Annotated in this window: 18 protein-coding genes and 3 pseudogenes; 7 read left to right on the forward strand and 14 right to left on the reverse strand. The window is 38.4% G+C overall.

Annotated features, from left to right (window positions below; translation table 11 throughout):
* Positions 1-246: 246 nt before the first annotated feature.
* On the forward strand, positions 247-2,412 hold the full coding sequence (locus F6K18_RS29190) for a transglycosylase SLT domain-containing protein (RefSeq protein WP_287526073.1): 2,166 nt from the start codon (positions 247-249) through the stop codon (positions 2,410-2,412).
* An 827-nt stretch (positions 2,413-3,239) separates the two neighbouring features.
* Here F6K18_RS29190 and F6K18_RS29195 read toward each other — a convergent pair.
* Complete coding sequence (locus tag F6K18_RS29195; protein WP_287526074.1) at positions 3,240-6,269, reverse strand: plasmid replication protein, CyRepA1 family; 3,030 nt, start codon at positions 6,267-6,269, stop codon at positions 3,240-3,242.
* 200 nt (positions 6,270-6,469) lie between these two features.
* On the opposite strand from F6K18_RS29195, the gene F6K18_RS29200 reads away from it, so the two are divergent.
* The 3 genes from F6K18_RS29200 (at position 6,470) to F6K18_RS29210 (ending at position 11,077) form a co-directional block, all read left to right on the forward strand.
* Entirely contained in the window at positions 6,470-6,646 is a 177-nt protein-coding gene (locus F6K18_RS29200; RefSeq protein ID WP_375341366.1) for a hypothetical protein, read from the forward strand.
* Positions 6,647-8,250: 1,604 nt separating this feature from the next.
* On the forward strand, positions 8,251-9,213 hold the full coding sequence (locus F6K18_RS29205) for a hydrogenase small subunit (protein WP_287526076.1): 963 nt from the start codon (positions 8,251-8,253) through the stop codon (positions 9,211-9,213).
* Between the two features lie 259 nt (positions 9,214-9,472).
* Positions 9,473-11,077 carry a nickel-dependent hydrogenase large subunit gene (locus F6K18_RS29210; RefSeq protein WP_287526078.1) on the forward strand — a complete coding sequence of 535 codons (1,605 nt, stop codon included), beginning with the start codon at positions 9,473-9,475 and terminating at the stop codon, positions 11,075-11,077.
* A gap of 592 nt (positions 11,078-11,669) precedes the next feature.
* On the opposite strand, the gene F6K18_RS29215 is transcribed toward F6K18_RS29210, so the two are convergent.
* From F6K18_RS29215 to F6K18_RS29255, 9 genes and pseudogenes are all read right to left on the reverse strand, one after another.
* Complete coding sequence (locus F6K18_RS29215) at positions 11,670-11,795, reverse strand: hypothetical protein (protein WP_287526080.1); 126 nt, start codon at positions 11,793-11,795, stop codon at positions 11,670-11,672.
* Positions 11,796-12,091: 296 nt separating this feature from the next.
* Positions 12,092-12,601 (reverse strand): annotated as a pseudogene (locus F6K18_RS29220) (formylglycine-generating enzyme family protein); the annotation flags it as partial.
* A 51-nt stretch (positions 12,602-12,652) separates the two neighbouring features.
* Positions 12,653-13,669 (reverse strand): SUMF1/EgtB/PvdO family nonheme iron enzyme, encoded by a 1,017-nt coding sequence (locus F6K18_RS29225; RefSeq protein ID WP_287526083.1) that lies wholly within the window; start codon positions 13,667-13,669, stop codon positions 12,653-12,655.
* Positions 13,662-13,985 carry a CU044_2847 family protein gene (locus F6K18_RS29230; protein WP_287526086.1) on the reverse strand — a complete coding sequence of 108 codons (324 nt, stop codon included), beginning with the start codon at positions 13,983-13,985 and terminating at the stop codon, positions 13,662-13,664. Before F6K18_RS29230 ends, F6K18_RS29225 begins: the two co-directional genes overlap by 8 nt.
* Positions 13,986-14,266: 281 nt before the next feature.
* Positions 14,267-15,122, reverse strand: a pseudogene (locus F6K18_RS29235) (Uma2 family endonuclease).
* 150 nt (positions 15,123-15,272) lie between these two features.
* Positions 15,273-15,806 (reverse strand): N-acetyltransferase, encoded by a 534-nt coding sequence (locus F6K18_RS29240; RefSeq protein ID WP_287526089.1) that lies wholly within the window; start codon positions 15,804-15,806, stop codon positions 15,273-15,275.
* Between the two features lie 110 nt (positions 15,807-15,916).
* Positions 15,917-16,189, reverse strand: a complete 273-nt coding sequence (locus F6K18_RS29245) for a hypothetical protein (protein ID WP_287526090.1) — start codon at positions 16,187-16,189, stop codon at positions 15,917-15,919.
* A gap of 212 nt (positions 16,190-16,401) precedes the next feature.
* Positions 16,402-17,178 (reverse strand): hypothetical protein, encoded by a 777-nt coding sequence (locus F6K18_RS29250; RefSeq protein WP_287526093.1) that lies wholly within the window; start codon positions 17,176-17,178, stop codon positions 16,402-16,404.
* 62 nt (positions 17,179-17,240) lie between these two features.
* The gene (locus F6K18_RS29255; RefSeq protein WP_287526095.1) at positions 17,241-17,576 is read right to left on the reverse strand and encodes a hypothetical protein; all 336 of its coding nucleotides are present in this window, start codon (positions 17,574-17,576) and stop codon (positions 17,241-17,243) included.
* 606 nt (positions 17,577-18,182) lie between these two features.
* Between F6K18_RS29255 and F6K18_RS29260 the strand changes: the two genes are divergently transcribed.
* From F6K18_RS29260 to F6K18_RS29270, 3 genes are read left to right on the forward strand one after another with little or no spacing between them, the layout of a single operon-like run.
* Positions 18,183-18,566, forward strand: coding sequence for a hypothetical protein (locus F6K18_RS29260; protein ID WP_287526097.1), 384 nt, complete (start codon positions 18,183-18,185; stop codon positions 18,564-18,566).
* 55 nt (positions 18,567-18,621) lie between these two features.
* The gene (locus F6K18_RS29265; protein ID WP_287526100.1) at positions 18,622-19,476 is read left to right on the forward strand and encodes a TIGR02921 family PEP-CTERM protein; all 855 of its coding nucleotides are present in this window, start codon (positions 18,622-18,624) and stop codon (positions 19,474-19,476) included.
* Positions 19,473-20,531, forward strand: a complete 1,059-nt coding sequence (locus F6K18_RS29270; RefSeq protein ID WP_287526103.1) for an FG-GAP repeat protein — start codon at positions 19,473-19,475, stop codon at positions 20,529-20,531. Before F6K18_RS29265 ends, F6K18_RS29270 begins: the two co-directional genes overlap by 4 nt.
* Positions 20,532-21,317: 786 nt before the next feature.
* Here F6K18_RS29270 and F6K18_RS29275 read toward each other — a convergent pair.
* The 4 genes and pseudogenes from F6K18_RS29275 to F6K18_RS36965 all read right to left on the reverse strand — a co-directional run.
* A complete protein-coding gene (locus tag F6K18_RS29275; protein WP_287526105.1) occupies positions 21,318-21,617 on the reverse strand; it encodes a hypothetical protein in 300 nt (99 codons plus the stop codon).
* A 9-nt stretch (positions 21,618-21,626) separates the two neighbouring features.
* Positions 21,627-21,917 (reverse strand): annotated as a pseudogene (locus F6K18_RS29280) (type II toxin-antitoxin system RelE/ParE family toxin).
* Entirely contained in the window at positions 21,905-22,252 is a 348-nt protein-coding gene (locus tag F6K18_RS29285) for a hypothetical protein (RefSeq protein WP_287526107.1), read from the reverse strand. The pseudogene F6K18_RS29280 and the gene F6K18_RS29285 overlap by 13 nt, the downstream one beginning before the upstream one ends.
* 195 nt (positions 22,253-22,447) lie before the next feature.
* Positions 22,448-22,551: zinc ribbon domain-containing protein (locus tag F6K18_RS36965; protein WP_353735207.1), on the reverse strand; the 104-nt coding region annotated here is incomplete at its 5' end.

Here is a 22,551-nt window from a genome sequence, read left to right on the forward strand (position 1 = left end):
ATTTACTGGACATCCATCATATACCATTTTGAAAAAAGAATGTTACGAATAATAAGTGTGATTAAAAGACTTGACAGGAGATATACCTTTGATAAAAAAAGAGAATTTAGGACCTAAAAACTGGTGTTGAAGCCATTTATTCTGACTCCTGACTCCTAATAAAAAGGCTAGTCATTTGTAGCAAAAATTTATCAAATTCGTATAAACCTAAAACTAATTTAAAATTAATTAACTGACGATAAGTAAATGCTAAAGCAAAATATAACAAAAGTTTCTATACTGATCGGCGTTTCTATCAGTGCTTTGTTACTAGGAATTTTTCTACCAGAACTGACAAACAATAACAAAAGTATCTCTCAAAACGCAATCCAAAATCAGAAGCTCAACCCGGAGCTAGATGTAACAAATTTTGTATCACTTCCACCCCAGCAACGAAGGAGTAAACTGGAAGATGCTATTGAGACAGGAAAATCTCTAAATAGCAGTAGGGCACGTTATATGCTAGCTAATGATTTAATGCAACAGGGAGAAGTAGAGTCGGCGATCGCTCAACTTAAGAATTTAGACCTAGAATATACAGTTCTAGCACCATATGCGTTCTTAAAACGGGCGCAAGCTTATGAATTAACTGGGGATGTTGAGAAAGCACAAAAAGCTTGGTCAGAATTATTAGCAACCTATCCAGAAGAACCAGTGGTAGCAGAAGCTTTGTATGTCCTAGGAAAACAAACGCCGGAATATTGGGATGAGGCGATCGCTAAATTTCCCGCTCACCCCACTACAGTAAAAATTGCTCAAGAAAAACTGAAGCAAAATCCTAATCAACCTCAATTGTTATTGCTCATTGCTAAATATGGTTTTCATGTGCCGGAATATGGAACAGTATTGGAACAACTGAGAACAAAATATGCCTCCCAGTTAACTCCTGAAGATTGGGAAATGATTGCTTTTGGATATTGGGAAAAGCAGGATTATCCTACAGGTGGCCTGGCATATCAGAAAGCACCCAAAACACCCAAAAATCTATATCGTTATGCTAGGGGTTTATGGTTAGGGAGAAAAACTAAGGAGTCCCGCGAAGCTTACAAAACATTAATTAATCAGTTTCCCGATGGGGGAGAAGATACAGCTTTGGGTTTGATTCGTTTGTCGAGACTGGTCGATCCAAAAGAAGCAATAGTTTATCTCGACAGGGTAATTGCTAATTTTCCTAGCCATGCTGCCGAAGCTATGCTTGATAAGTCTAAGTTACTCGATCAACTGGAGTCTGCTAAGTCAGCTTCACAGGTACGTCAACAGTTGTTGAGTGAGTATAAGAATTCTGATGCGGCTGCTAAATTACGGTGGGAGTTGGCCGAAAAAGCTGCTGCGGGGGGCAATTTACAAGTGGCTTGGAAGTGGGCACAAGAGTTGACTGCGAATAATCCTGATAGTGAGTTAGCACCACAAGCAGGATTCTGGGTAGGTAAGTGGGCACAGCAACTTGGGCAGACAGAAGATGCTAAAAAGGCTTTCGAGTATATGATTTTACGCTACCCCCACTCTTACTATGCTTGGCGATCGGCGGTGATGTTGGGTTGGCCTGTGGGTGATTTTATTACTGTTCGTTCTCTATCTCCAAAGGTTGTACATACTAAAAAGCGAGATCCGCTGCCTTTTGGTTCTGACACATTGCGAGAACTATATCAGATCGGTCAAGACCGGGATGCTTGGAAACAATGGCAGGTAGAATTTGAAGACCGGATGAGTCCAACTGTTGCTCAACAGTATACTGATGGTGTGTTAAGGATTGGTATAGGAGATAATTTAGATGGTATTTGGATGCTTACTAGCTTGAGCAAACGGGAAAAACCAGAGGAGATAGCTGAGTATAAAGCTTTAAAGGAAAAGCCTACTTATTGGCAAACTTTGTATCCTTTTCCTTATTTGGAAACTATTGTGAAATGGTCTAACAAACGAGAGTTAAATACTGTGTTGGTTACTGCTTTGATTCGTCAAGAATCTCGTTTTATGCCGAAGATAAAATCGGTAGTTGGTGCTACGGGGTTAATGCAAGTTATGCCAGAAACGGGAAAGGAGGCAGCTAAGAATATTAATCTTGTGAGCTATGATTTAGAAAATGTGAATGATAACGTTAATCTAGGTACTTATTACTTAGATTTTACTCATCAAGAGTACAAGGATAATTCGATGTTAGCAGTGGCGAGTTATAATGCTGGACCCAATGCTGTGAGTAGTTGGTTAAAGCGCTTTGGATTTAATGATGCTGATGCTTTTGTGGAGAAAATTCCTTATCCTGAAACCAGGGGTTATGTGGAGTCTGTCTTTGAAAATTATTGGAATTATTTGCAAATTTATAATCCTGAAGTTGCTCAGTTAATGGAGAAGCATTACGCTAAACATAAAAAATAAGGAGTCAGGAGTCAGGAGTCAGGAGTCAGGAGGGAATAAATAAGGACTCAGGAGTCAGGAGGGAATAAAGAATGAAAAAAGAGGAGGAGAAGGAGAAAGTTTTTTGATCGCTAATTATCCGGACATGATATAATTGACCATTCCGAAGCTTAAAACTCAGACAAGGCAGATTTTTCTTTCTTCCTTACTTCCGTCTATCCTAGATCCCACATTCGGAACTTCAAGAGCGTATCATTAAAAGTAGTATATGAATCTGTAGCTTGGTAGGTATTTATACTATGCAAATCATCTCAATACTTTTTTCGTTCATCGATCTTCCTAGTAAAAAATTTACGCATAAATACTTGCTCTGATGATGACTCAATCACGGCAGCTATAATTTTCTTCTAAAATTCTGACGTTGCACAGCGACGAATGATTTGAGATTTTTGATTGAATTGGATTGTGGATTAATCAATTGCTAGAATGATTAATTAATGGTTATTTTTAGTCAAAGTCTAAACTAATTTTTGGCAATATCATTCCATAATGTGCAACCCCAAAATTCTGTCTCCAGTATAGCTGTCTCCTGACTCTTGTTATATACTACATTTTGTGGTGCGGAATGTGGGCTAGATAATTAAAGCCTTCTTCCTTCTGCTATATTAGAAATTTCATCAAGGATGAGGTACACCCGTGGCGAGCAAGATGCTCGCACAATAAAAGTTTTATTGGTAGTCGTACATTGTCCGGCAATGTTTATTATGAGAACAGTGGGAACATCTTGCTCCCGTGCCTGGTATTACTTTTTGCTGTATACCATTACGCGAGCAGGATTACCATTTTATTTAAACTCCGTCTTTACAAGATTTAGTATGACTAGCACTTAACCACTGCTGAAATACCTCAAACCTGCCATCATCAGGATTAACAATACGATAAATTCGCAATCGCTTTTTCTGGTGAGTTTCTGTACGCAAACACTCCAAACTATAACCAATTTTATCCAAAAAACGCCGCACTATTGTAATCGGACTAGAATTTACCGCCAACCCTATCCCGACTATAGTTTTAATTGCTGTTCGGTTTGCTAAAGCAATCTTGGCCAACAATTGCAAATCTTCATCAATATTTTTCAACTCCCGTTGCTTATCTTTCAACAATAGCGGTATTTTCAATAATTCCATCACCCCGATGGTTGCACCCAATAAGCGATCGTTAAAATCAGGTATGAAAATATTTCCCTTGCCCAACTCCAAAATTGTTTTCGCTACCTCAGCATCTCGTGCTACTAAGTATTGTCGTCCTACGGTCATAAAATAATGTAGTTGCAACTGTTGATACCATCCAGCATCATCTTTTTCTACCAACTCAGAAGTTATCGGGATACTGTAGCGCAACATTAATTCAAATCTTCGTTGTTCGCGTTGTTGTTTGCTGGTTTTGGATAATCGTTTTTTGAGTTTTTGATACTCAGCTAAACTAATATTTCTGGCAGTAGCGATCGCCTCACATTCTGTCTGATAATTTTGTTTAATTACAGTAGCGATAGCTTCTTGTAAATCATTAATTTCTGTAAGTGTTTCTGATGATTTTTTGGCTTCTAAATTATTAGCTAAAACTTCTGGGGAAGCTTCAAAAATATGATGTCCTTCGACTCGCAAAGCTTCTAAAATAGATTCTCGATATTGATTCATTCCTGCATTGAAACGAACGGCTATTTTTGCCCAACACAAAAAAGATTCTGCTTGAAAACCTGTTTCTATATCGTCCAAACTATCAAAATCTGATTGTTGTAATAGTCTAATATTGAGTTGAGTCAGACGTTGTTCAGAATTGAGCAAAGAAGTAATAGAAGTCGAACCATTACCAACTTGATTAAAACCAGAATTTGCTACCCATAAATATCTCGGAATATTCTCACGAACTCTACCCAAAGATTGACAAACAGAAGTTGCTCCTTGTACTCCTTGAGCAATAGCCCAAACTGAAGTAAAATGACCTTGAATATCAATACTAATTCCTGTTTCAATTGAAGGAGAAGCTAAGACAATATCGTATTGTGGCAATACTTGATTTAATGATTTAATACAACCATAAGCAGGATGATTAGGTTCAGCTAAAGATTCTGAATCTATTCTGAGAATTTTTAAGTCAGGAAACTGTTTTTTTAGATAAGCTTCTAAAGCACGGGTTCCCCATTTACTTGTGATTTTTTGTGCTGATAAACACACCATTGGTTTGCCACCTTCACGGATATGTTTATGTAAATCTGCGATTAATCTTTTAGGAGTAGTTTCTGGATAATTAAAAACTTGCCAAGCTTCTTTTTCCCCTGGTAGCCAATCATTTTGAATAATAAAAGGTTCTAATTTTAATCCGGCTAAAGCTTGTAGATAATCTATTGAAATATCACTTAAATCAGCATCAGCTATAAATACCTGACCGACACCTCCTAAAACATTTTGCATTAATGTTTTGAAAGACATGAGAATTTCTACTCGATTTTGCCGACAAGTATTAGAATTTAAACCATGCCAAATTACCTGTTCTATTTCATCAATAATTACTACTCCATCCGACCAATTTTCCGGATTAAAACTAGCCTGAGAATTAGGATGTAGGGAATCAATACATAAACCAATACCTAATAATTTATTATCCGATTTTTTATCTACTTCTGTAATGTACTTTAGTCCAAAACGTTGACATAACTCTTGTACTAACTGTACTCTATGACCAATAACTAAAACCTTTTGATTGCGAGCTACAGCTTCACTGACAATTTTCTCTAATAACTTAGTTTTTCCAGTGCCCTTAGCAGATTTAATTCCTACTAATTTTGCCGGAAAATCAGTACTATAGGCTATGTCAAGATTATCTAATTTTTGTAAATTATTACTACTGATAGAACCTAAAATATGTTGTTCAGAAAGATAACGACTATTAACTCTAAGACTTACAGGATATGTGAGTTTGCTAAATGATTTAGCCTTCCAAAGTTCTAAAGGTAATGCGTTTTTATAAGCTTCATCAAACGCACTTTTTCCATGATTTGCAATTAAATCATCAACTCCTTTACCTAATTCTGGATTCCAGGAAATAACTTTAACATTACATCCTTTTCTTGTGAGTAAATATCCAGTTTGTCTAATAGCAGTATTAACATTTTTAATAGTCTTAGGTTTAGTATCTTGGTCAAATGCAATATAAATTTCTCGATGATTATTTACCAGTTTTTCTAACTGAGGAATTAAATTCGATCTACCAATACGGTTGCCATATTCATCCCTCATAACTCGATATCCACCAAAGATTCCTGGTAAAGCGATCGCTGCATAACCACCTGTTAATAAAGCACCAGTTTTTTTTGCCCCTTCAGTAATACATAAAGGTATTTGAGGATGGGCGATAAACCACTGCCAAAAACCAAGGTCTGGTTGATTATTATCAATATCTTCTGGCAGAATTTCTATTTGATAACGACTAGCAATTTGATGCCACAAATGTAGGGGTATTTTTAGGGCAAATAAACTGGTGGGAGTTTTCGGAGGATGTTCGTATTTAATTAACTTTTTTTGGTCATAACTGTGACGTGGTTGACTAGGTTTAAAACAACCCCAAAGGTCTTCTTCTCCTGTAAGTAAATCAATTCCCGAACACCACCATCCACCTTCTTCAATGTGTTGGTATTGCTTTAATATTTGGCTAGTTACTCGGCCATCATTTCGTCTAGGAATGGCATCAGAATAAAACAAAAATTCATAAGGCCGTTGTCCTTCTAAAGGGATAACATTAAGGTGTATTAATTGGTCATCGACACAACTATTAGTCCATTCTCGGAAATAATTAATTTGTGGTTCGGTCTTTTGGGTCATTTAATAATGCACTCTATATACAGTCAAGGATTTTTATTATATTGGAAAAACACACTATATACATATAAAATTTTCTTAAGACTCCGGGACTAATGGCCTCAACAAATAATTTTTGAATAGCTATAAATCTTAATAATTGATACAGCAATTTAGAACTCTCTGGAGGTAAAAATTTTTGGCAGTAGCAATCTATTGAGCAGTTGCACAAAAAGTTAGAAGTATGGAGTCAAGAGCGTAATCAAACTGCTAGTAAGGTCATTTGGCATTTCTCTACTGACGATACTAGAGTCAAACTGCAAAATCTTTATCCTGTGTTTGAAACTCCCGAAGAGAATAATATCAAATCCGGTAGCATTGGTATAATTAGGGCTTGCTGAAAAAGTCTTATGGGTGAAGGTAGGAGACAGGAGACAACCCACCCCCAACCCCTCCCAGGAGGGGAAGACAGGAGACAGGAGGAACGGGGAATTTGGAGGAGGTAGGAGTAAGAATTTTCCCAAGATGGTTCTGCCCAACTCTTGACCAAAATCCTGAATTTTTGAACCATTACCACTTAAAACCTCGCACTTTTTCCAGATCTAAAATTGCTCAAACCAATATCAGTCAATAAGCGCGATATTTAATCAGCAAACCCTAATTAGATAGTTAATTAGGAGTCATATAGAATCCGGTTATATAGTATATGTTTATAACTATACTTCAAGCATTCAATCTCCCCTACTCCCCTACTCCCCCCAACAACTCTAATAAGTGTTCAACCGGATTTGATATCAGTCCTCAGGAGTCAGGAGGAAAGAGAATTTAGAAATATTTGCGACGTTAGCGAAGATGAAACATTTTTTTATACCGAACCCTAGCGGATTTGATATAACTCCCCGATTTTTTCTCAGCACTGTCAATTCATAGCGATCGCCTATTAGACATCTCCAGAAAAGAGGCAGTAGGCAGTAGGCAGTAGGCAGTAGGGAGAAAGAATTGATAATTTATGTATGATAATTGATTTTATTTTGGATTTTTACCAGATGTCTATTTATTTCAACTAAGCATTTCCTGATATTTTCCAGGACTAATGGGTAGATATATTGGGCATGAGTATACTTGAGCATTACAAAATAATGTGTGATGCTTATGACAATGTAACACAAAGATATTTCTAAGCGTTAGATCATACCAATTTCATAGAAAATTACTACAGTCTCAACACGGGCAACAGGCAACAGCTCCGGAAGGCAACAGAGAAAGAAAAACTGGATAAAAAAGAGGAAAAAATGCTTTATTTTGACATTTTATGGATATATACAATTTTTAATTGTAGCAATAAATCACAAATTAAGATGTAACTACCTTTTTTAAATTTGGTATAACTTTCAAGAAGTTTAGCATTTAGTAATCGAATTTAGGGGTCGAATATTGAAAGAAGATATATTTCTAAGAACGGAGTTAAAGTCTGGGATGCTAAATATTCCTGATATGTAGAAAATTTCAGAAAATCTAGGACAACTTAATTTTAGTTTTTCTCAAGATTTTCTGGCGTTGCTGATTCTAGGTATGATTTGATAATTTGGGATTGTTTGAACTACTTGTTAATATTAACTGTTCCCTGTTCCCTGTTCCCTATTCCCTATTACCGATAAACTTACTTTCATACCTTAATTCAGCAATGCCGATTTTCTTATAGCAGTCGCCATGATTGTATTTGACATATCAAAAATTTAAAACTCAGACAACGCAAGATTTTTCCTTCTTTCTTCTTATTTCTGCCTTCTTCCATAGCAATAAAACTTTGAAAATAAAGTATCAAAAGCAACCAAATAAAAATTAGTTAAACTAACAATTAATCAATAATAAAGAATTTCGTAAAGAAATGGAAAATTGTCATTATATCCCCTTTATAATTCCATAAAGGTTGAATTAGGGTGCGACAAGTCCTAATCGTAAATCCCATTTCAACCTCAGACAAAAGAGAGGAGAATCGGGGAGAATGATCAATCTACTGTGGCTTCAAGGTGGAGCCTGTTCTGGCAATACCATATCATTTCTCAATGCTGAAGAACCAAATATTTGTGACCTAATCACAGACTTTGGCATTAATGTACTTTGGCATCCTTCTTTAGGATTTGAACTTGGTACAAACGTCCAACAATTATTAAAAGATTGTATTTCGGGAAAAATACATTTAGATATATTAGTATACGAAGGAAGTATAATTAACGCACCCAATGGTACGGGAGAATGGAACCGTTTTGCCGATCGCCCGATGAAAGATTGGGTTAAAGAATTATCCGAAGTTGCAGGTTTCGTCGTAGCAGTGGGAGACTGCGCTACTTATGGCGGTATTCCTGCAATGTCACCAAACCCCAGTGAATCAGAAGGTTTGCAATTTCTCAAACGGAAAAAAGGCGGATTTTTAGGAGAAGACTTCAAAAGTAAAGCTGGATATCCTGTTATCAATATTCCCGGTTGCCCCGCGCACCCAGATTGGATTTCCCAAATATTAGTAGCGGTTGCTACTGGCAGACTTGATGACATTACCTTAGACGAATTTCACCGCCCCGAAACATTTTTCAAAAGCTTTACTCAAACAGGTTGTACTCGCAACGTTCACTTTGCTTATAAAGCTTCAACTTCAGATTTCGGGCAGCGTCAAGGATGTCTATTCTATGACTTAGGTTGTCGCGGACCGATGACTCACTCTTCCTGTAACCGTATTTTGTGGAACCGAGTTTCGTCTAAGACTCGTGCAGGAATGCCATGTTTAGGTTGTACAGAACCAGAATTTCCATTCCATGACCTCGCACCGGGAACAGTATTCAATACTCAAACAGTCATGGGAGTTCCCAAAGAATTACCTACGGGAGTAAACCGTAAAGACTATGCTCTGCTAAGTATCGTTGCTAAAGATTCAACTCCCGCTTGGGCAGAAGAAGATTTCTTTACAGTTTAAAAGTAGGTTGGGTTGAGGAAACGTTAGCGCCAGCTTATCCGTTAGGATCAACCCAACATAATAAAACCCTCTGTCATTGCGAAGAACAAAGTAATTACAATAACTAGAATAGCTTTTCTAGGTCATTGTGTGCAAACATACATTCTCTTCGCTTCAGACATTTAATTATACCTAGCTACTTAGATATTGTTGTTGGGTTGCGCTGTCGCTTAACCCAACCTACACAAGCTATAGCTACTGATAACTGATAACTAAAAAAATGGTTCAAACTAAAGTACAAACATTAGACATTTCCCCCGTGGGGCGTGTTGAAGGCGACCTAGATGTAAGAGTTGACATTCAAGACGGATATGTAACCAACGCTTGGACTCAAGCACAAATGTTCCGGGGTTTTGAAGTCATCCTCAAAGGTAAAGACCCTAAAGCTGGTCTCATTGTCACCCCCAGAATTTGTGGAATTTGCGGTGCTTCTCACCTCACCTGTGCTTCCTGGGCATTAGATACAGCTTGGCAAACAGAAGTACCTCGTAACGCTATCCTTGCTCGTAACCTCGGTCAACTTGTAGAAACTCTCCAAAGTCATCCACGTTACTTTTATGGGTTATACGCGATCGACCTAACAAACAAAAAATATCAAAATAGCCCATTCTACGAGGAAGCTTGCAAACGTTTCGCAGCATTTACAGGTACATCCTACGAACCAGGTATTACCGTTGCAGCAAAACCTGTAGAAATATACGCTCTATTCGGCGGTCAATGGCCTCACTCTAGTTTCATGGTTCCCGGTGGCGTCATGTGCGCTCCCACTCTCACCGATGTTACCCGCGCCTGGGCAATGTTGGAATATTTCCGCACTAACTGGTTAGAACCAATATGGTTAGGTTGTTCCATTGACAGGTTTGAACAGATTCAAACTTATGATGATTTCATGGAATGGTTGGATGAAAATCCCGCTCACGCTAGTTCAGACCTGGGTTTCTATTGGCGCATGGGTCTGAATATTGGTTTAGATAAAATTGGTGCGGGTGTTGGTAAATATATGAGTTGGGGATATTTGCCTCACGAAGACAAATATCAACGTCCGACTATTGAAGGTCGGAACGCTGCTATGATTATGAAAAGTGGTGTCTACGATAGCACTACAGATATTCATCAATTGATGGAGCATACTTTGACGCGGGAGAATACTGCTCACGCTTGGTATAACGAGGGTGATGGAGATGTACATCCTTTTGACCGGACTACCGTACCTGTTCCTAATAATGATATTGACTTTGACGGTGCTTATTCTTGGTCAACTGCTGTATCTCACCAAGACTTAGGTCGGATGGAAGTTGGTGCTTTAGCGCGGGAATTGATCTCAGGTGGCGACCATGGGGAAAGTTGGCAGCAGAAAGACGGTTTAGTTTTGGATATGTTCAAGAAAATGGGCGGACCGAGCGTACATTTGCGCGTGTTTGCCAGAATGCATGAATTAACTAAGTTGTACCGTGAAACAGAACGTTGTTTGCGGGAGTTTAAGTTGCGTGATCCTTGGTATATTAAGCCTGAAGAAAAGGATGGTCGTGGTTGGGGTGCCACTAACGCTAGTCGTGGTTCCCTCTGTCATTGGGTAGAAATAGAAGGCGGCAAGATTAAGAATTATCAGGTTATTGCGCCTACTACTTGGAATGTGGGACCCCGTGATGGTCAAGGGGTGCGCGGACCTATTGAGGAGGCGTTGGTAGGTATTCCTATTGCTGATGTGAATGACCCTGTGGAAGTCGGTCATGTTGCTCGGTCTTTTGATTCTTGTTTGGTGTGTACTGTTCACGCTCACGATGCGAAGACTGGGGAAGAGTTAGCAAGGTTTCGGACTTCGTAATTAGCAGTCAGCAGTCAGCTATCAGCAGTCAGCTAAAAAGGGACGTTGCATAACAAAAATGCGAGCGTCCCTAGCTTTTTTACAGTAGTAGTGAACTGTTTCATCTTAAATGTTGCAATAGATGTAGGTTGGGTTGAGGGACGAAACCCAACAACAATCTTCCCCTCCTGGGAGGGGTTAGGGGGTGGGTTCCCCTACTCCCCTACTCCCTAATGCACTATTTTAGTTGAAATGGTCCAGTAGGGTTGGTTTCGGCTGTCGCCGACATGAAAAGCGTCAGCGTAACCGACCGAAACATCCTAGATTTGCGGTGCATTAACGAAGTGTAACTATAGGTTGATATTCTATTCATTTGTTGGCCAACAGTTAATTAGCTGAAAGCCTTTAGTTGATATTCTATTCATTTGTTGGCCAATAGTTAATTAGCTGAAAGCCTTGACAGGCAAAGGTTTAAGCCTGTTTATATCCTATATTGATGTTCTATTAGACATCTCCAAAAATCACTCATTAAAATCAATTATTATCCATAAATCATCAATTATTCTTCCCTGTTCCCTGTTCCCTCTTTTCTGGAGATGTCTATTTATCTAATCTATTGGACAATAGTTACAGCAGTTTCCGCAGTAGGGTTGATAGTAATTCTTTCTAGAAGTTGGCGATCGCTCATTTGTCTTTTATTGATTAGTTTGGTAGGGGTTTGGTCTCCAAACCCTGACAATATTCAATTTTACCAATAAACCAGATTTGATCAGGACTTACGCAGAGACTCTACATATAGCAAGGGCGAATGCCAGAAAGCCCCTACTAGATATGGTGGTTCTGCCTAAGTCCTGACTCAATTATTTCCCCTTACTCTCTACCTCTCTCTTTTCTGAAAATGTCTCTTAGTTTCTTTAACCAAATGACAGTAAGGGAATCTAAAAAAAATTTCGACGCGCTAACGCGCCACTCACTCAAAGGAAAGAGAAAAAAAGAGCCAAGGGAAAAAGGGGAAAAGAGCAGAGGGGAAGAATCCTAGGAACGAGAAACAGAAACGACCGAGACAGACGAGACAATCCGAAAACCCCAACGTTGGCTGTGGTAGTCGGCATTGAGATTCAAACGCTTGGCACACCTGCAATTCGTAGAATCATCGTTCCAGCTACCGCCACGGAGCAATCTTATATCACTCTCTCCCTCACTTTCCCAAGCACTACCATCGGTAGGCGCATCTTTGTAGTTATCATGCCAAACATCCTGACACCACTCCCAGACATTCCCGTGCATATCATGTAAACCAAAAGGATTACTAGGAAAACTTCTTACGTCTGTTGTTTCTTTGCGATATTTTCCTTTGGGAGCATTGCTATAAACATAATTACCGTCATAGTTAACTAACTCAGACGTTATTGTTTCTCCAAAATGAAACGGTGTAGTTGTACCAGCGCGACAAGCATATTCCCACTGACTCTCACTAGGCAGTCTGTAGTTTTTTCCAGTTTTCTGGGATAGCTTTTGACAAAATTCTACAGCATCGTACCATGATATCAAATCCGGTAGCATCGGTATAAAATCTTTTGAAGTAGGAGTCAGGAGTCAGGAGTTAGGAGGGAAAAAATTTATGAAGATTTGGTAATGGTGAAGATCAAGAATGTTTTTATACCGAATTAAACGGATTTGATATGACACCTTTTCTACTGGGCGGTTTCCTCCTTTAAAGTAAGAAGGGTTTTTTCCCATAATGGCTTGATACTGATTTTGAGTAATAGGGTATTTGCTCATATAAAAAGGTAGGAGATTAACTTGATGTTGAGGACTTTCTCTATCATTCCATCTGGCTTCATTTTCCGGCGAACCCATAAGAAAAGTACCCCCAGGAATAGACACCATTTCTAACATCACACCATTACCCAAATCTTCAGTAAAAAATGCTGCTTCATAGGAACGACGCTCAATTTCTTCACCTTTGTTGTTTACCGTTATCACATCAAATTTTTCTCGGTAAAAACAAGAAATAGCAAGAGGAATTTGAGGCCAAATTTTCTGCAAAGCTTCTACCGAAATAGCTAACCCCTCCGCTCCATCTTTCTCCATATTGGTAGCTACGCCCAACACATAACCAGTTTCACAGTCAACAACAGGTGAGCCACTATAACCTTTACGGAGCCGCTCGCCTTCATCAACCAACAAATTCCAAACTGCCACCCTCTCATCATTTTGACGAGCAAGGCGCTTTTTCCCAAAAGTTCCACCAACAGTTTCCAGCAAGATTTTTTTCTCTTCACCATAGAGAAAATGACCTGCTGTCTGAAACTTTCGATTTTTTGTTTCAGATAAACTTATGAGCTGGAAAAGTGGCACATTCAGCTTTTCAACTCCCAACACGGCTAAATCAAAACCCTTAACATCTCCCGTTGCTAAAACTTTTGCCCGAATACTATTTACCAAAACATTTTCCTCACCACCCACATCCTCAACAACATGAGCGCAGGTTAGCAAATAAGTATAATTATCTTCTCGATAAAAAGCAAATCCAGTGCCAATAACATCCGCTTTGAAAGAGTTGTCACTAGCACTGGTAATTAAAACAATAGATTCTTCTAAGTTACTCATTCTCTGACTTTTTAGGTTTCAGAACCAACTTAACCTTTAAATTCGTACCAGCCTTTGCTTTAGTAATATAAAGATTACCCTCCCCCTCAAAATTAAAACCCACTTCCACCTCAGCTTGTTCAATTTCCATATCCTTATTTATTTCTTGCCAAGCTTCAGCAATAGGACGACTAATACTAATTAATATAGGTTTAACCTTAGCAAAACTAGATTTAACTTCTTTAATAACATTAGTAGAAATAGGTTTGGCTTCATTCTCTGGGACTTCTGCCTCAACTAAAATACCATCTTCTAATTCAATTAATCTGGTGGCCATATATAATTATTGGTAAATTTAACTGCTATTCCATTCCAGGACATCATATTAAATCCGGATGATTTGTTATTCCAAGTCATTGCGACGGTTACTCCGTGGAAGGAAGCAATCTCAGGGGTTGTGCGAGATTGCTTCCTATCATCACAATGACAACTTTTCAGCAGGATTCTACATTACTCTAATTTTCAGGATAATTTCTAGGAACAGGAAAATTTAACTTGGTGGCAACTCACCCTCAAAATAGAGCGATCGCCCAAACTTTAATTATTAACCTAAAGAACTTAACTTCTGACTTCTGACTCATGACTTCTGACTTCCGCAATTTGTCTCACTTCCTCAACAGTGAAACTAAGAATTTGTGCTACTTGTGCCACGTCCATTCCTGTTGCTAAGAGTTGAGAAACAGCATTGATCCGTGCTTGTTCGGCCTTTTCTGCACGAGCTTTTTCTATTTCTGCCCTTTCTGCTCCTGTTAACAACAAATTGCCATCTTTGTCCCACCAACGTAACCAAGATAGAGTTTGATTTTGATAGGAACCGTGCCATATCCCTAATTCTACTCCCAGAGGTTCAATGAAATAGTGCCCCCGTTCGTTAGGAGACATTTTTTTATAACCACCATTACCAAAACAATACATTTGTAATTGATTGTTTTTGATAATATATACTCCGTAGTAGGAAATTCTAATGATGCGTTCGTAAACCCAAAATTTACCTGGTTTTGTGATTTCTCCTTCAGCAGAAACCGATAAAGGAGTTTTGTCTAATTCTTCTGAACCATCACCACTGGAAAGTTCCAGAGCAATAAGAGGGGCAATATATTCTCGCCACAAACAATAGGAACGACGAAACTCACCATTTAGTAATGGTGGTACATCAGGAATATAAAACCAATATGGTGCTTCTGCTCCTTTTTCTGGAGGTTCCGTTTCCCGCCATATAGATGCCACAGTCTTGCCCAATAGCATAATTTCCATCCGGGTGTCGCTGTTGTAAAATTGGTCCTATGGAATCAGTTAACAGAATACTTTGGGGATGCTCCTGGAAATTTTTCACAAAGGTTCAGTCTTCATCTGGTAATTGAGTATGGTCTGGAAAAGGTGGCGGCAGTTCTACTTTTACTTTTGTTTCACTCATAACTAATCCTACCTTTAGTTGTTCTTAATACCAATGCTACCAGATTTGATCTGGACTTACGCACGGACACTAAATCTAGTGAGGGCGCCATTCGGAGCTTTGCGGAGCGCAAATGCCATTCGCCCCTACTGACTTCTGACTTCGTTAATCTTATTCCCGCCAGTATTTTGGGTCATCCAAACTATCTGCACAGATAATTTTTCCACTGAAATTTCCAATCATTCCCGGACGCAATTCTTGAACCATCCAAGCATCGGCATTTTTTTCGGGTATGGGATATTGAGGTTCAAACCCAAGATTACCTGCTGGTTTAAATCCGAAACGGGGATAATATGTGGGATGACCAAGAACAAAAACCAGGTCTACTCCAGATTCCGATAAAATATCTAATCCCTTTTTAATAAGTTTACCACCAATACCTTGTCTTTGAGCATTCGGCACAACAGCAAGAGGACCTAGAATTGAAATTGATAAAGGAGCATTTGGTTCCAGAGTAGCTTTACTAAAAAAAATATGTCCTACTGCTCTATCTTCTTGGAAAGCAATCAGAGAAACAATAGGTTGAGCGCTATCGTCCCCAAGAAGCTTTTGCACAATTTCAACACATTCGTCTGAACCAAACGCAGCACGTTCGACAGATAGTACATCATCTAAATCTGAATCTAAAGCTTCTCGTATAATCATTAATTTATTAATACTATGTTCAATCTATATGTAACAACTACACCAATTGAAACGCAGAGGAAAAGAAATTTCCACCCCACAAGATTAATTTGGAGTGGAACAATATCAACCTAATAACGACGCATCTCATTCAGAAACTTATTCTGATAACGCAAAAATTCTCTCCGAGACTCCCGGAAACGACGTTTATGATATTGATCAATAGACTCACGCAAATTTTCTAGTTCCCGAATTCGACGTCGTTGATCCTTGAGAAACTCTTGCCGATATCTGAGATATTCTGTACGCCACTCTTTAAAACGACGTTGACCATCACGAACTAACATTTGATGATAATGTTCGTGATTCAGCAAATGTATCGGAACATTACTAAGATCCCTCATCACTCAATACCTCTCAAATAAACATCTAAATCCTAAAATTTTAACATTTTAGTTATTTAATTTAATATATCACAAAGGAATCAGGAATAAAGAAGAAGAAATAAATATTGAATCAAAAAAGGTAAATAATGATAGAGATAGGTAGCTTATACAATTTTAAAAACTTATTTTAGGCAGAAATTGATGACTTTCTTTCATTCTCTAACTCAAATTCAAGACATTTTATTTATACTAGGATGCAATTTAACACTCATTCCAGCCCAAGGAACATTATGTTCTGTATAAGTTACCAACCTTGCTTTACCAGTAATTAAATCGTACTTAACAAATTGACCATTAAATATTGCAAATAATCGATCGCCGTAAAAATCTAGACTACCAGAATTTTTAATTCCACTAGCACCACCAACAGCAATAGGAGTACCATTATGATTAAGTCGCATCAGGTATCTTTGCCGATTATTATTATTACCAAAATCTGAATATGCTCTGCCTTTACTATCAAAAGCTAAACCACCACAATAAAAAGGATAATAAGATTTATAAGACCTAATAACTCTTCCTGCACCAGTCTTTACATTTACTCTTAATAATGTTTGAGGACCCATGGCATAAAGAGTTTTTCTATGTTGAGAAAAAGCTAAACTAGCTACTTTACTATTACCTAATTTACCAATAATTGTAGTTTTGGCAGTAGTGGGATTTATTCTGACTAAATCTGTTGTTTTTTGGTGGCGCCACCGAATACCATAGAGTATATTTCCACAAAAAGCAATATCAACTATATGCATACCCATAGAACCAATTAAGACTGTTTTTCCTGATTCTATATCTAGGGTATAGAGATTACTTGCTTTGCCTTTAGAGTACAAATCTTGAATATAGATTAATCCTTTAGTATTTTTATAGACTACGTCTAATGTGTCTGGAAGTTCTGAGGGGGAAACTTCGTCTGGGTCTTCTTTTTCTATATCGGTGGGGGGTTCCAAGGACTCTGGGGGTAATGGGAGACCTGATGGGGATGCTTCGTCTGGCAGTTGGAATTGTTCTACTATATTGGTTGGTAATTCCGAGGAGTCTGGTTGTAACGGTGGTGGATCTGATTCTGGTTTTTTTTTGACTTTCCCAGGGGTTTTGTCTTCTGATTTTTTGTCTTTTTGTTTTGCTTACTACCAAGTAAATTACCTGTAACTTCTCCTAGTCCTTCAGATAAATTATCTGTAACTTCTCCTATTCCTCCAGATAAATTGTCTACTATTTCTCCTAGTCCTCCAGATAAATTGTCTACTATTTCTCCTAGTCCTCCAGATAAATTGTCTACTATTTCTCCTAGTCCTCCAGATAAATTGTCTACTATTTCTCCTCCACTATTACCAAGAGATTTCAAACTTTGTAATGGATTAGTAAGTAGGGATAAAGGGTTGAAAAAGAGAAGTTTTAAAAAATTGATGATTATAGTAATAAATGCTATTTGGCAATGCTAGGGATGATTTGGGTAAATTAACGAAAGCGTAGACATAAAATGACATTTTAGATGCTTGGTGTTATGGCAGTGAGTTTTTTTTGCTCGTAGGTTGGGTTGAGGGTGCCCCTCAACCCAACACAAGTAGTACCGTTTCACGGAAGTCAAAAGTTAAAAGTAAGATTTTATCGGCTCAAAACTTTATTAAAATGGTATAAGAATTTGTTGGGTTTCACTCGTTCAACCCAACCTACATTATTCTACTTGCTAGAATCAGAATTAAAATTATGAGACTGTTTTTGATTCATTAGAGCGTTGTAAGCAGTAGTAAAGTGAGCATTTCTAATCCGAATTTTGTTTGGAGACTTAAGGAATGAGAATTAAATAAGATCCAAAAATAGACTCAGTAATGATAGGCTGATTGTCATACAATTTTAACTTCTAATTATATTAATTCTATGAATCCTTATTCTGAAAAAGTAGAGCAACAAATGAAAAAACTGTATAACTCATTATCGGAAAAAGATCGTCATGGAGCGTAAATTATTATTTTATGACCGCTATGGAGTAGAAGAATATTATTTATATGACCCACAAAAAAATAGTTTAACGGGATGGTTACGTTCAGAACTTTTCCTAGAAAGAATTGATCAAATAAATGGCTTTGTTTCGCCTAGGTTAGGAATTAGGTTTGAGTTAACAACAGAAACACTAATTTTGTACCATCCTGATGACCAACCGTTTACAGATTATATTGAAGTTCAACAACAACTAGAGGTTGCAGAACATCGCGCCACTGTTGCTGAACAAGAACTTCAACAAGAGCGTCAAGAGAAGGAAATTGCTCAAGAGCGCGCCAAACGCTTAGAACAATTATTGCGAGAAGCGGGGATAGATCCTGAAAGCAATGGATAGATTGAATTTTTAGAGAAAATAGGCGATCGCTAAATAATTTGTAGGAGTAAATTTTATGAAAATTAAAAAATTTCTGAATCTGACTTTTTACAGTATCTTTTTGGTCTGGAATGTGACATTTTTGGGAGCTGTATATTTCTGGATTTTGCCAACTATTGGATGGTCTTTAATTGAAGATACTTTCTCTGGTTTAATTCCCGGTCAATTTTTAATTACTTTCATTGGAATAGTGGCAATTCCTACTATTTTTACTATCATTGGTGGATGGCTTTTTCGGAAACAACCTCTGCAATTATTCCGTTTATTTTATGGAGTTGAAGCTCCTTTATTTTTACTCTGTTTATTACGTTTTTTTGTACTGCGAGAACTTACTCAAGCTAGTACTTTAATTTTAGCCACAATCTTCATTAGCATTATCGCTTTTGCTCTGGAAATGTTATATGGTTATGCTAATCGAAATAAGTTAGTATCGTGGCTACAAATGTTTGCCCACAGCCTGATGTTATTAACTGGTTTATATGTGGGAGTATTACTACTATTTTATGCCGTGCCAGTATCTGTAATGTTAGTACGAGAATTTTTCTCATTTTACTGGCTTCAAGGAATTATTTCTGAGTTAACTTACGCTCCTGGCTATGTATTTACATTACTTTTATCTTTATTTGTGTTGGCTTTAACAACAAGTTTATTTGTGTTTATGCCCTCAGTATTAGCAAGTTTATACGTTCATTCTGGACAAAGAATACTCAGAATATTTGCTAATCAATATGGTCATCAACGTACATTTCAGGGAATTATTGGGGTAATAACTGCCTGGATGATTCTGTTTGTTTCATTTCAGAAACAACCGCAAGTTGTAGCTTTTCAGATGTTAGATTTACCAGTCAGAAATGAAAGCGATTTGCTTTGACAGCTCCTGCTAACGCTTTTGAACTGAAACTTACCGCACCAGACGGTTCTCCATTTGACTTCTTTGGAGACTCAGTAGCTCTAAGCGATCACCTTGCCCTGATTGGTGCCTTGAGAGATGATGACAACGGAGCAGACAGTGGTTCAGCCTACCTATTTGACACTACTACTGGCAGTTTGCTCCAGAAATTTACCGCACCAGACGGTTCTGAATCAGACTTGTTTGGAGACTCAGTAGCTCTAAGCGATCACCTCGCCCTGATTGGTGCCCTAGCAGACGATGACAACGGAATCAATACTGGTTCAGCCTACCTATTTGACACTACTACTGGCAGTTTGCTCCAGAAATTTACCGCACCAGACGGTTCTCCATTTGACTTGTTTGGAAGGTCAGTAGCTCTAAGGGATAACCTTGCCCTGATTGGTGCCACAGGAGACGATGACAACGGAAGAAGCAGTGGTTCAGCCTACCTATTTGACACTACTACTGGCAGTTTGCTCCAGAAATTTACCGCAGCTGACGGTTCTGAATTTGACTTCTTTGGATTCTCAGTAGCTCTAAGGGATAACCTTGCCCTGATTGGTGCCCTAGGAGACGATGACAACGGAAGCAACAGTGGTTCAGCCTACCTATTTGACACTACTACTGGCAGTTTGCTCCAGAAAATTACCGCAGCTGACGGTTCTGAATCAGACTTCTTTGGAGGGTCAGTAGCTCTAAGGGATAACCTCGCTCTGATTGGTGCATCAGGAGATGATGACAACGGAGAAGACAGTGGTTCAGCCTACCTATTTGACACTACTACTGGCAGTTTGCTCCAGAAATTTACCGCACCCGACGGTTCTGAATTCGACTTCTTTGGAGGGTCAGTAGCTCTAAGGGATAACCTCGCCCTGATTGGTGCATTAGAAGATGATGACAACGGAGACTCAAGTGGTTCAGCATACTTATTTACCATCAACCCTCAACCAACACCAGAGCCATCATCGCTCTTAGGAATAGCAGGAACAGTAGCGATCGCCGCCTTATCCCGAAAGAAGCAGCAGAAAAAATAACAATAAAAATTTATCATAGCTAATTTATCAAGCAAAGATCCAGAGGCTGAATTCTTTGCTTGATTTTTTTTGAGAATTCTAGTTATACCATGTCCGGATAATTAGTGATGAAAACACTATATCTATGTATCTGATATTTCTCATTGAACTAGGAAATAGGAGACCCGGAGATCAAGATAATATTATGTCCGAGTAATTATAGAGAGATAACATTATGTCCATTAATTTTTATTATTTCCTCAGTACGCTATCTTTCAACGATTAATTATTAATTATTAATAATTAACAATTACCTCTCCTTGAAAACGAATAGGATTGACGCTTAAGGAAAATTTTTTTCTTCTCAAGGGGAGATTGGATATGGCGTTTAGCGTTCCGCACAACGCGCGTTTTTCATGTCGCGCAGCGAAACGCTCAGCGACTTGAATTGCTCTGCAGCTTTGTCAAGAGCGGGAGACCTCGCCATCTCTCGACCGCTTTTTTCTCCTTTAAAGGAGAGGCATTTTACCTTAATTATCCGGTAAATTCTCAGTTTAGACGTGTCAGACCACTACTAGATTGACACATCTAAAATGGTCCCCTGCGACAGATTGTTAAATACCTTGTACAGTCTAGGTTATAGCTGTCTAACGCACCCTACTGGACCGACACACTACAAGTTTGGCACTATTTTACCTGTATCATGGCGCTACAATAATGAACTACGGTATTATGACTCGATAATATTGAGATTACTTTTAACTTTTAACTTATTATGTTAACTCCAGGACAAATCTTAAAAGAACGTTACCAACTACAAAAACAACTAGACCTTACTATACCAGTATTTGTAGGTTGGGTTGAGGTAACGTAGCTTGCTTCCCGTAAGGGTAACCCAACATAAACGGAAAACGTAAAGGTGTTGTTGGGTTTCCCTTCGGGAAGCTCCGCTAACACTGTCGTTCTACCCAACCTACTTTTATCAAGTTCAAAACTTCCCAAACAGCGATCGCTCCCCAAGCAAACCATCAATGGCAACTGATAACTGATAACTGATAACTGAAATAGCGATCGCTCCCCAACCAAACTATCCATTAACCAACCCAAACCACCAAACTAGCGAGGTCTATTTTCTCGTCCGTGGTAAACGCGCAAAATAACAACATCATCTTCAAGAATAGTGTAATGAATGACATAACCGTACTTACCAAAAGAAACCAAAAGCTTGCGCAACCCTCAAACCTCACCTATAGGCGTACCACGGCGGGGATTTTCCTGTAAACTTTCCCCAGCAGAAACAATTTCTCGTACTGCCTTTGTAGCAGCATCAGCATTGTTTGTCTTCAGAAATTCATAATGACGGTTGAGGTCTTCAACAGCTCTGTCTGTCCAAACTATCTCGGGCATGGTTTTTCTGCATCAGTCCCTAAACTATCGGCCCATTCGCGCACCCGACTATGGGCAACTGAAAACCCTTGACGACGATAATCCTCAAGAGCTAATTTACTTTGCTGAACCATTTCTTCTTCCGTCAAAGAGATAAAATTTAACGTTGAATCTATCTCTCCATAATCTAGTAATTCTTCTGTTTTTTTATCGGATTCATTTATCAGTAATTCCTCAAAATATTCTAAATTACCAGATGAATTTACTAGCCATTTTCGGAGCAGATTTTTTACTTGCTCTCCCGATAGTAGCTCCAGGCGTTCTAATATTTTCTGTCTGAGATTATTTGCTGTCATAACCGTTTTTTTAGTTGTCAGTTTTTAGTTGTTATAGCATGAATTAATAAGGTACAGTTGGATTTATTTTGCTAGTTCTACCATTATACTGCTCTATAAAACCGATACAAACAGTCACATAACGTGACAATTTGATGTTTACTTCCTGCTTTCCTGCGGAATGCTACGCAAACTACTGAGACCGTCGGCGGTTACTCATCCACAGGCATTCACGACCGAGCCGACCGCATTTCTCAAATTTATACTGGCGTTTAAATCTCTATCTATTGACAAGCCACAGTCAGGGCAGTCATAAGTCC

Origin of the sequence: Okeania sp. SIO2C2 (genome assembly GCF_010692625.1) — a bacterium.
GTDB lineage: Bacteria > Cyanobacteriota > Cyanobacteriia > Cyanobacteriales > Microcoleaceae > Okeania > Okeania hirsuta.

What these genes read in the sequence shown, in the direction of transcription:
- F6K18_RS29205 (WP_287526076.1), top strand. Translation starts at nt 8,251, where the DNA reads ATGATCAATCTACTGTGGCTTCAAGGTGGAGCCTGTTCTGGCAATACC.
- F6K18_RS29265 (WP_287526100.1), top strand. Translation starts at nt 18,622, where the DNA reads ATGAAAATTAAAAAATTTCTGAATCTGACTTTTTACAGTATCTTTTTG.
- F6K18_RS29245 (WP_287526090.1), bottom strand. Translation starts at nt 16,189, where the DNA reads ATGAGGGATCTTAGTAATGTTCCGATACATTTGCTGAATCACGAACAT.
- F6K18_RS29285 (WP_287526107.1), bottom strand. Translation starts at nt 22,252, where the DNA reads ATGACAGCAAATAATCTCAGACAGAAAATATTAGAACGCCTGGAGCTA.
- F6K18_RS29210 (WP_287526078.1), top strand. Translation starts at nt 9,473, where the DNA reads ATGGTTCAAACTAAAGTACAAACATTAGACATTTCCCCCGTGGGGCGT.
- F6K18_RS29225 (WP_287526083.1), bottom strand. Translation starts at nt 13,669, where the DNA reads ATGAGTAACTTAGAAGAATCTATTGTTTTAATTACCAGTGCTAGTGAC.
- F6K18_RS29260 (WP_287526097.1), top strand. Translation starts at nt 18,183, where the DNA reads ATGGAGCGTAAATTATTATTTTATGACCGCTATGGAGTAGAAGAATAT.
- F6K18_RS29190 (WP_287526073.1), top strand. Translation starts at nt 247, where the DNA reads ATGCTAAAGCAAAATATAACAAAAGTTTCTATACTGATCGGCGTTTCT.
- F6K18_RS29240 (WP_287526089.1), bottom strand. Translation starts at nt 15,806, where the DNA reads ATGATTATACGAGAAGCTTTAGATTCAGATTTAGATGATGTACTATCT.
- F6K18_RS29230 (WP_287526086.1), bottom strand. Translation starts at nt 13,985, where the DNA reads ATGGCCACCAGATTAATTGAATTAGAAGATGGTATTTTAGTTGAGGCA.
- F6K18_RS29195 (WP_287526074.1), bottom strand. Translation starts at nt 6,269, where the DNA reads ATGACCCAAAAGACCGAACCACAAATTAATTATTTCCGAGAATGGACT.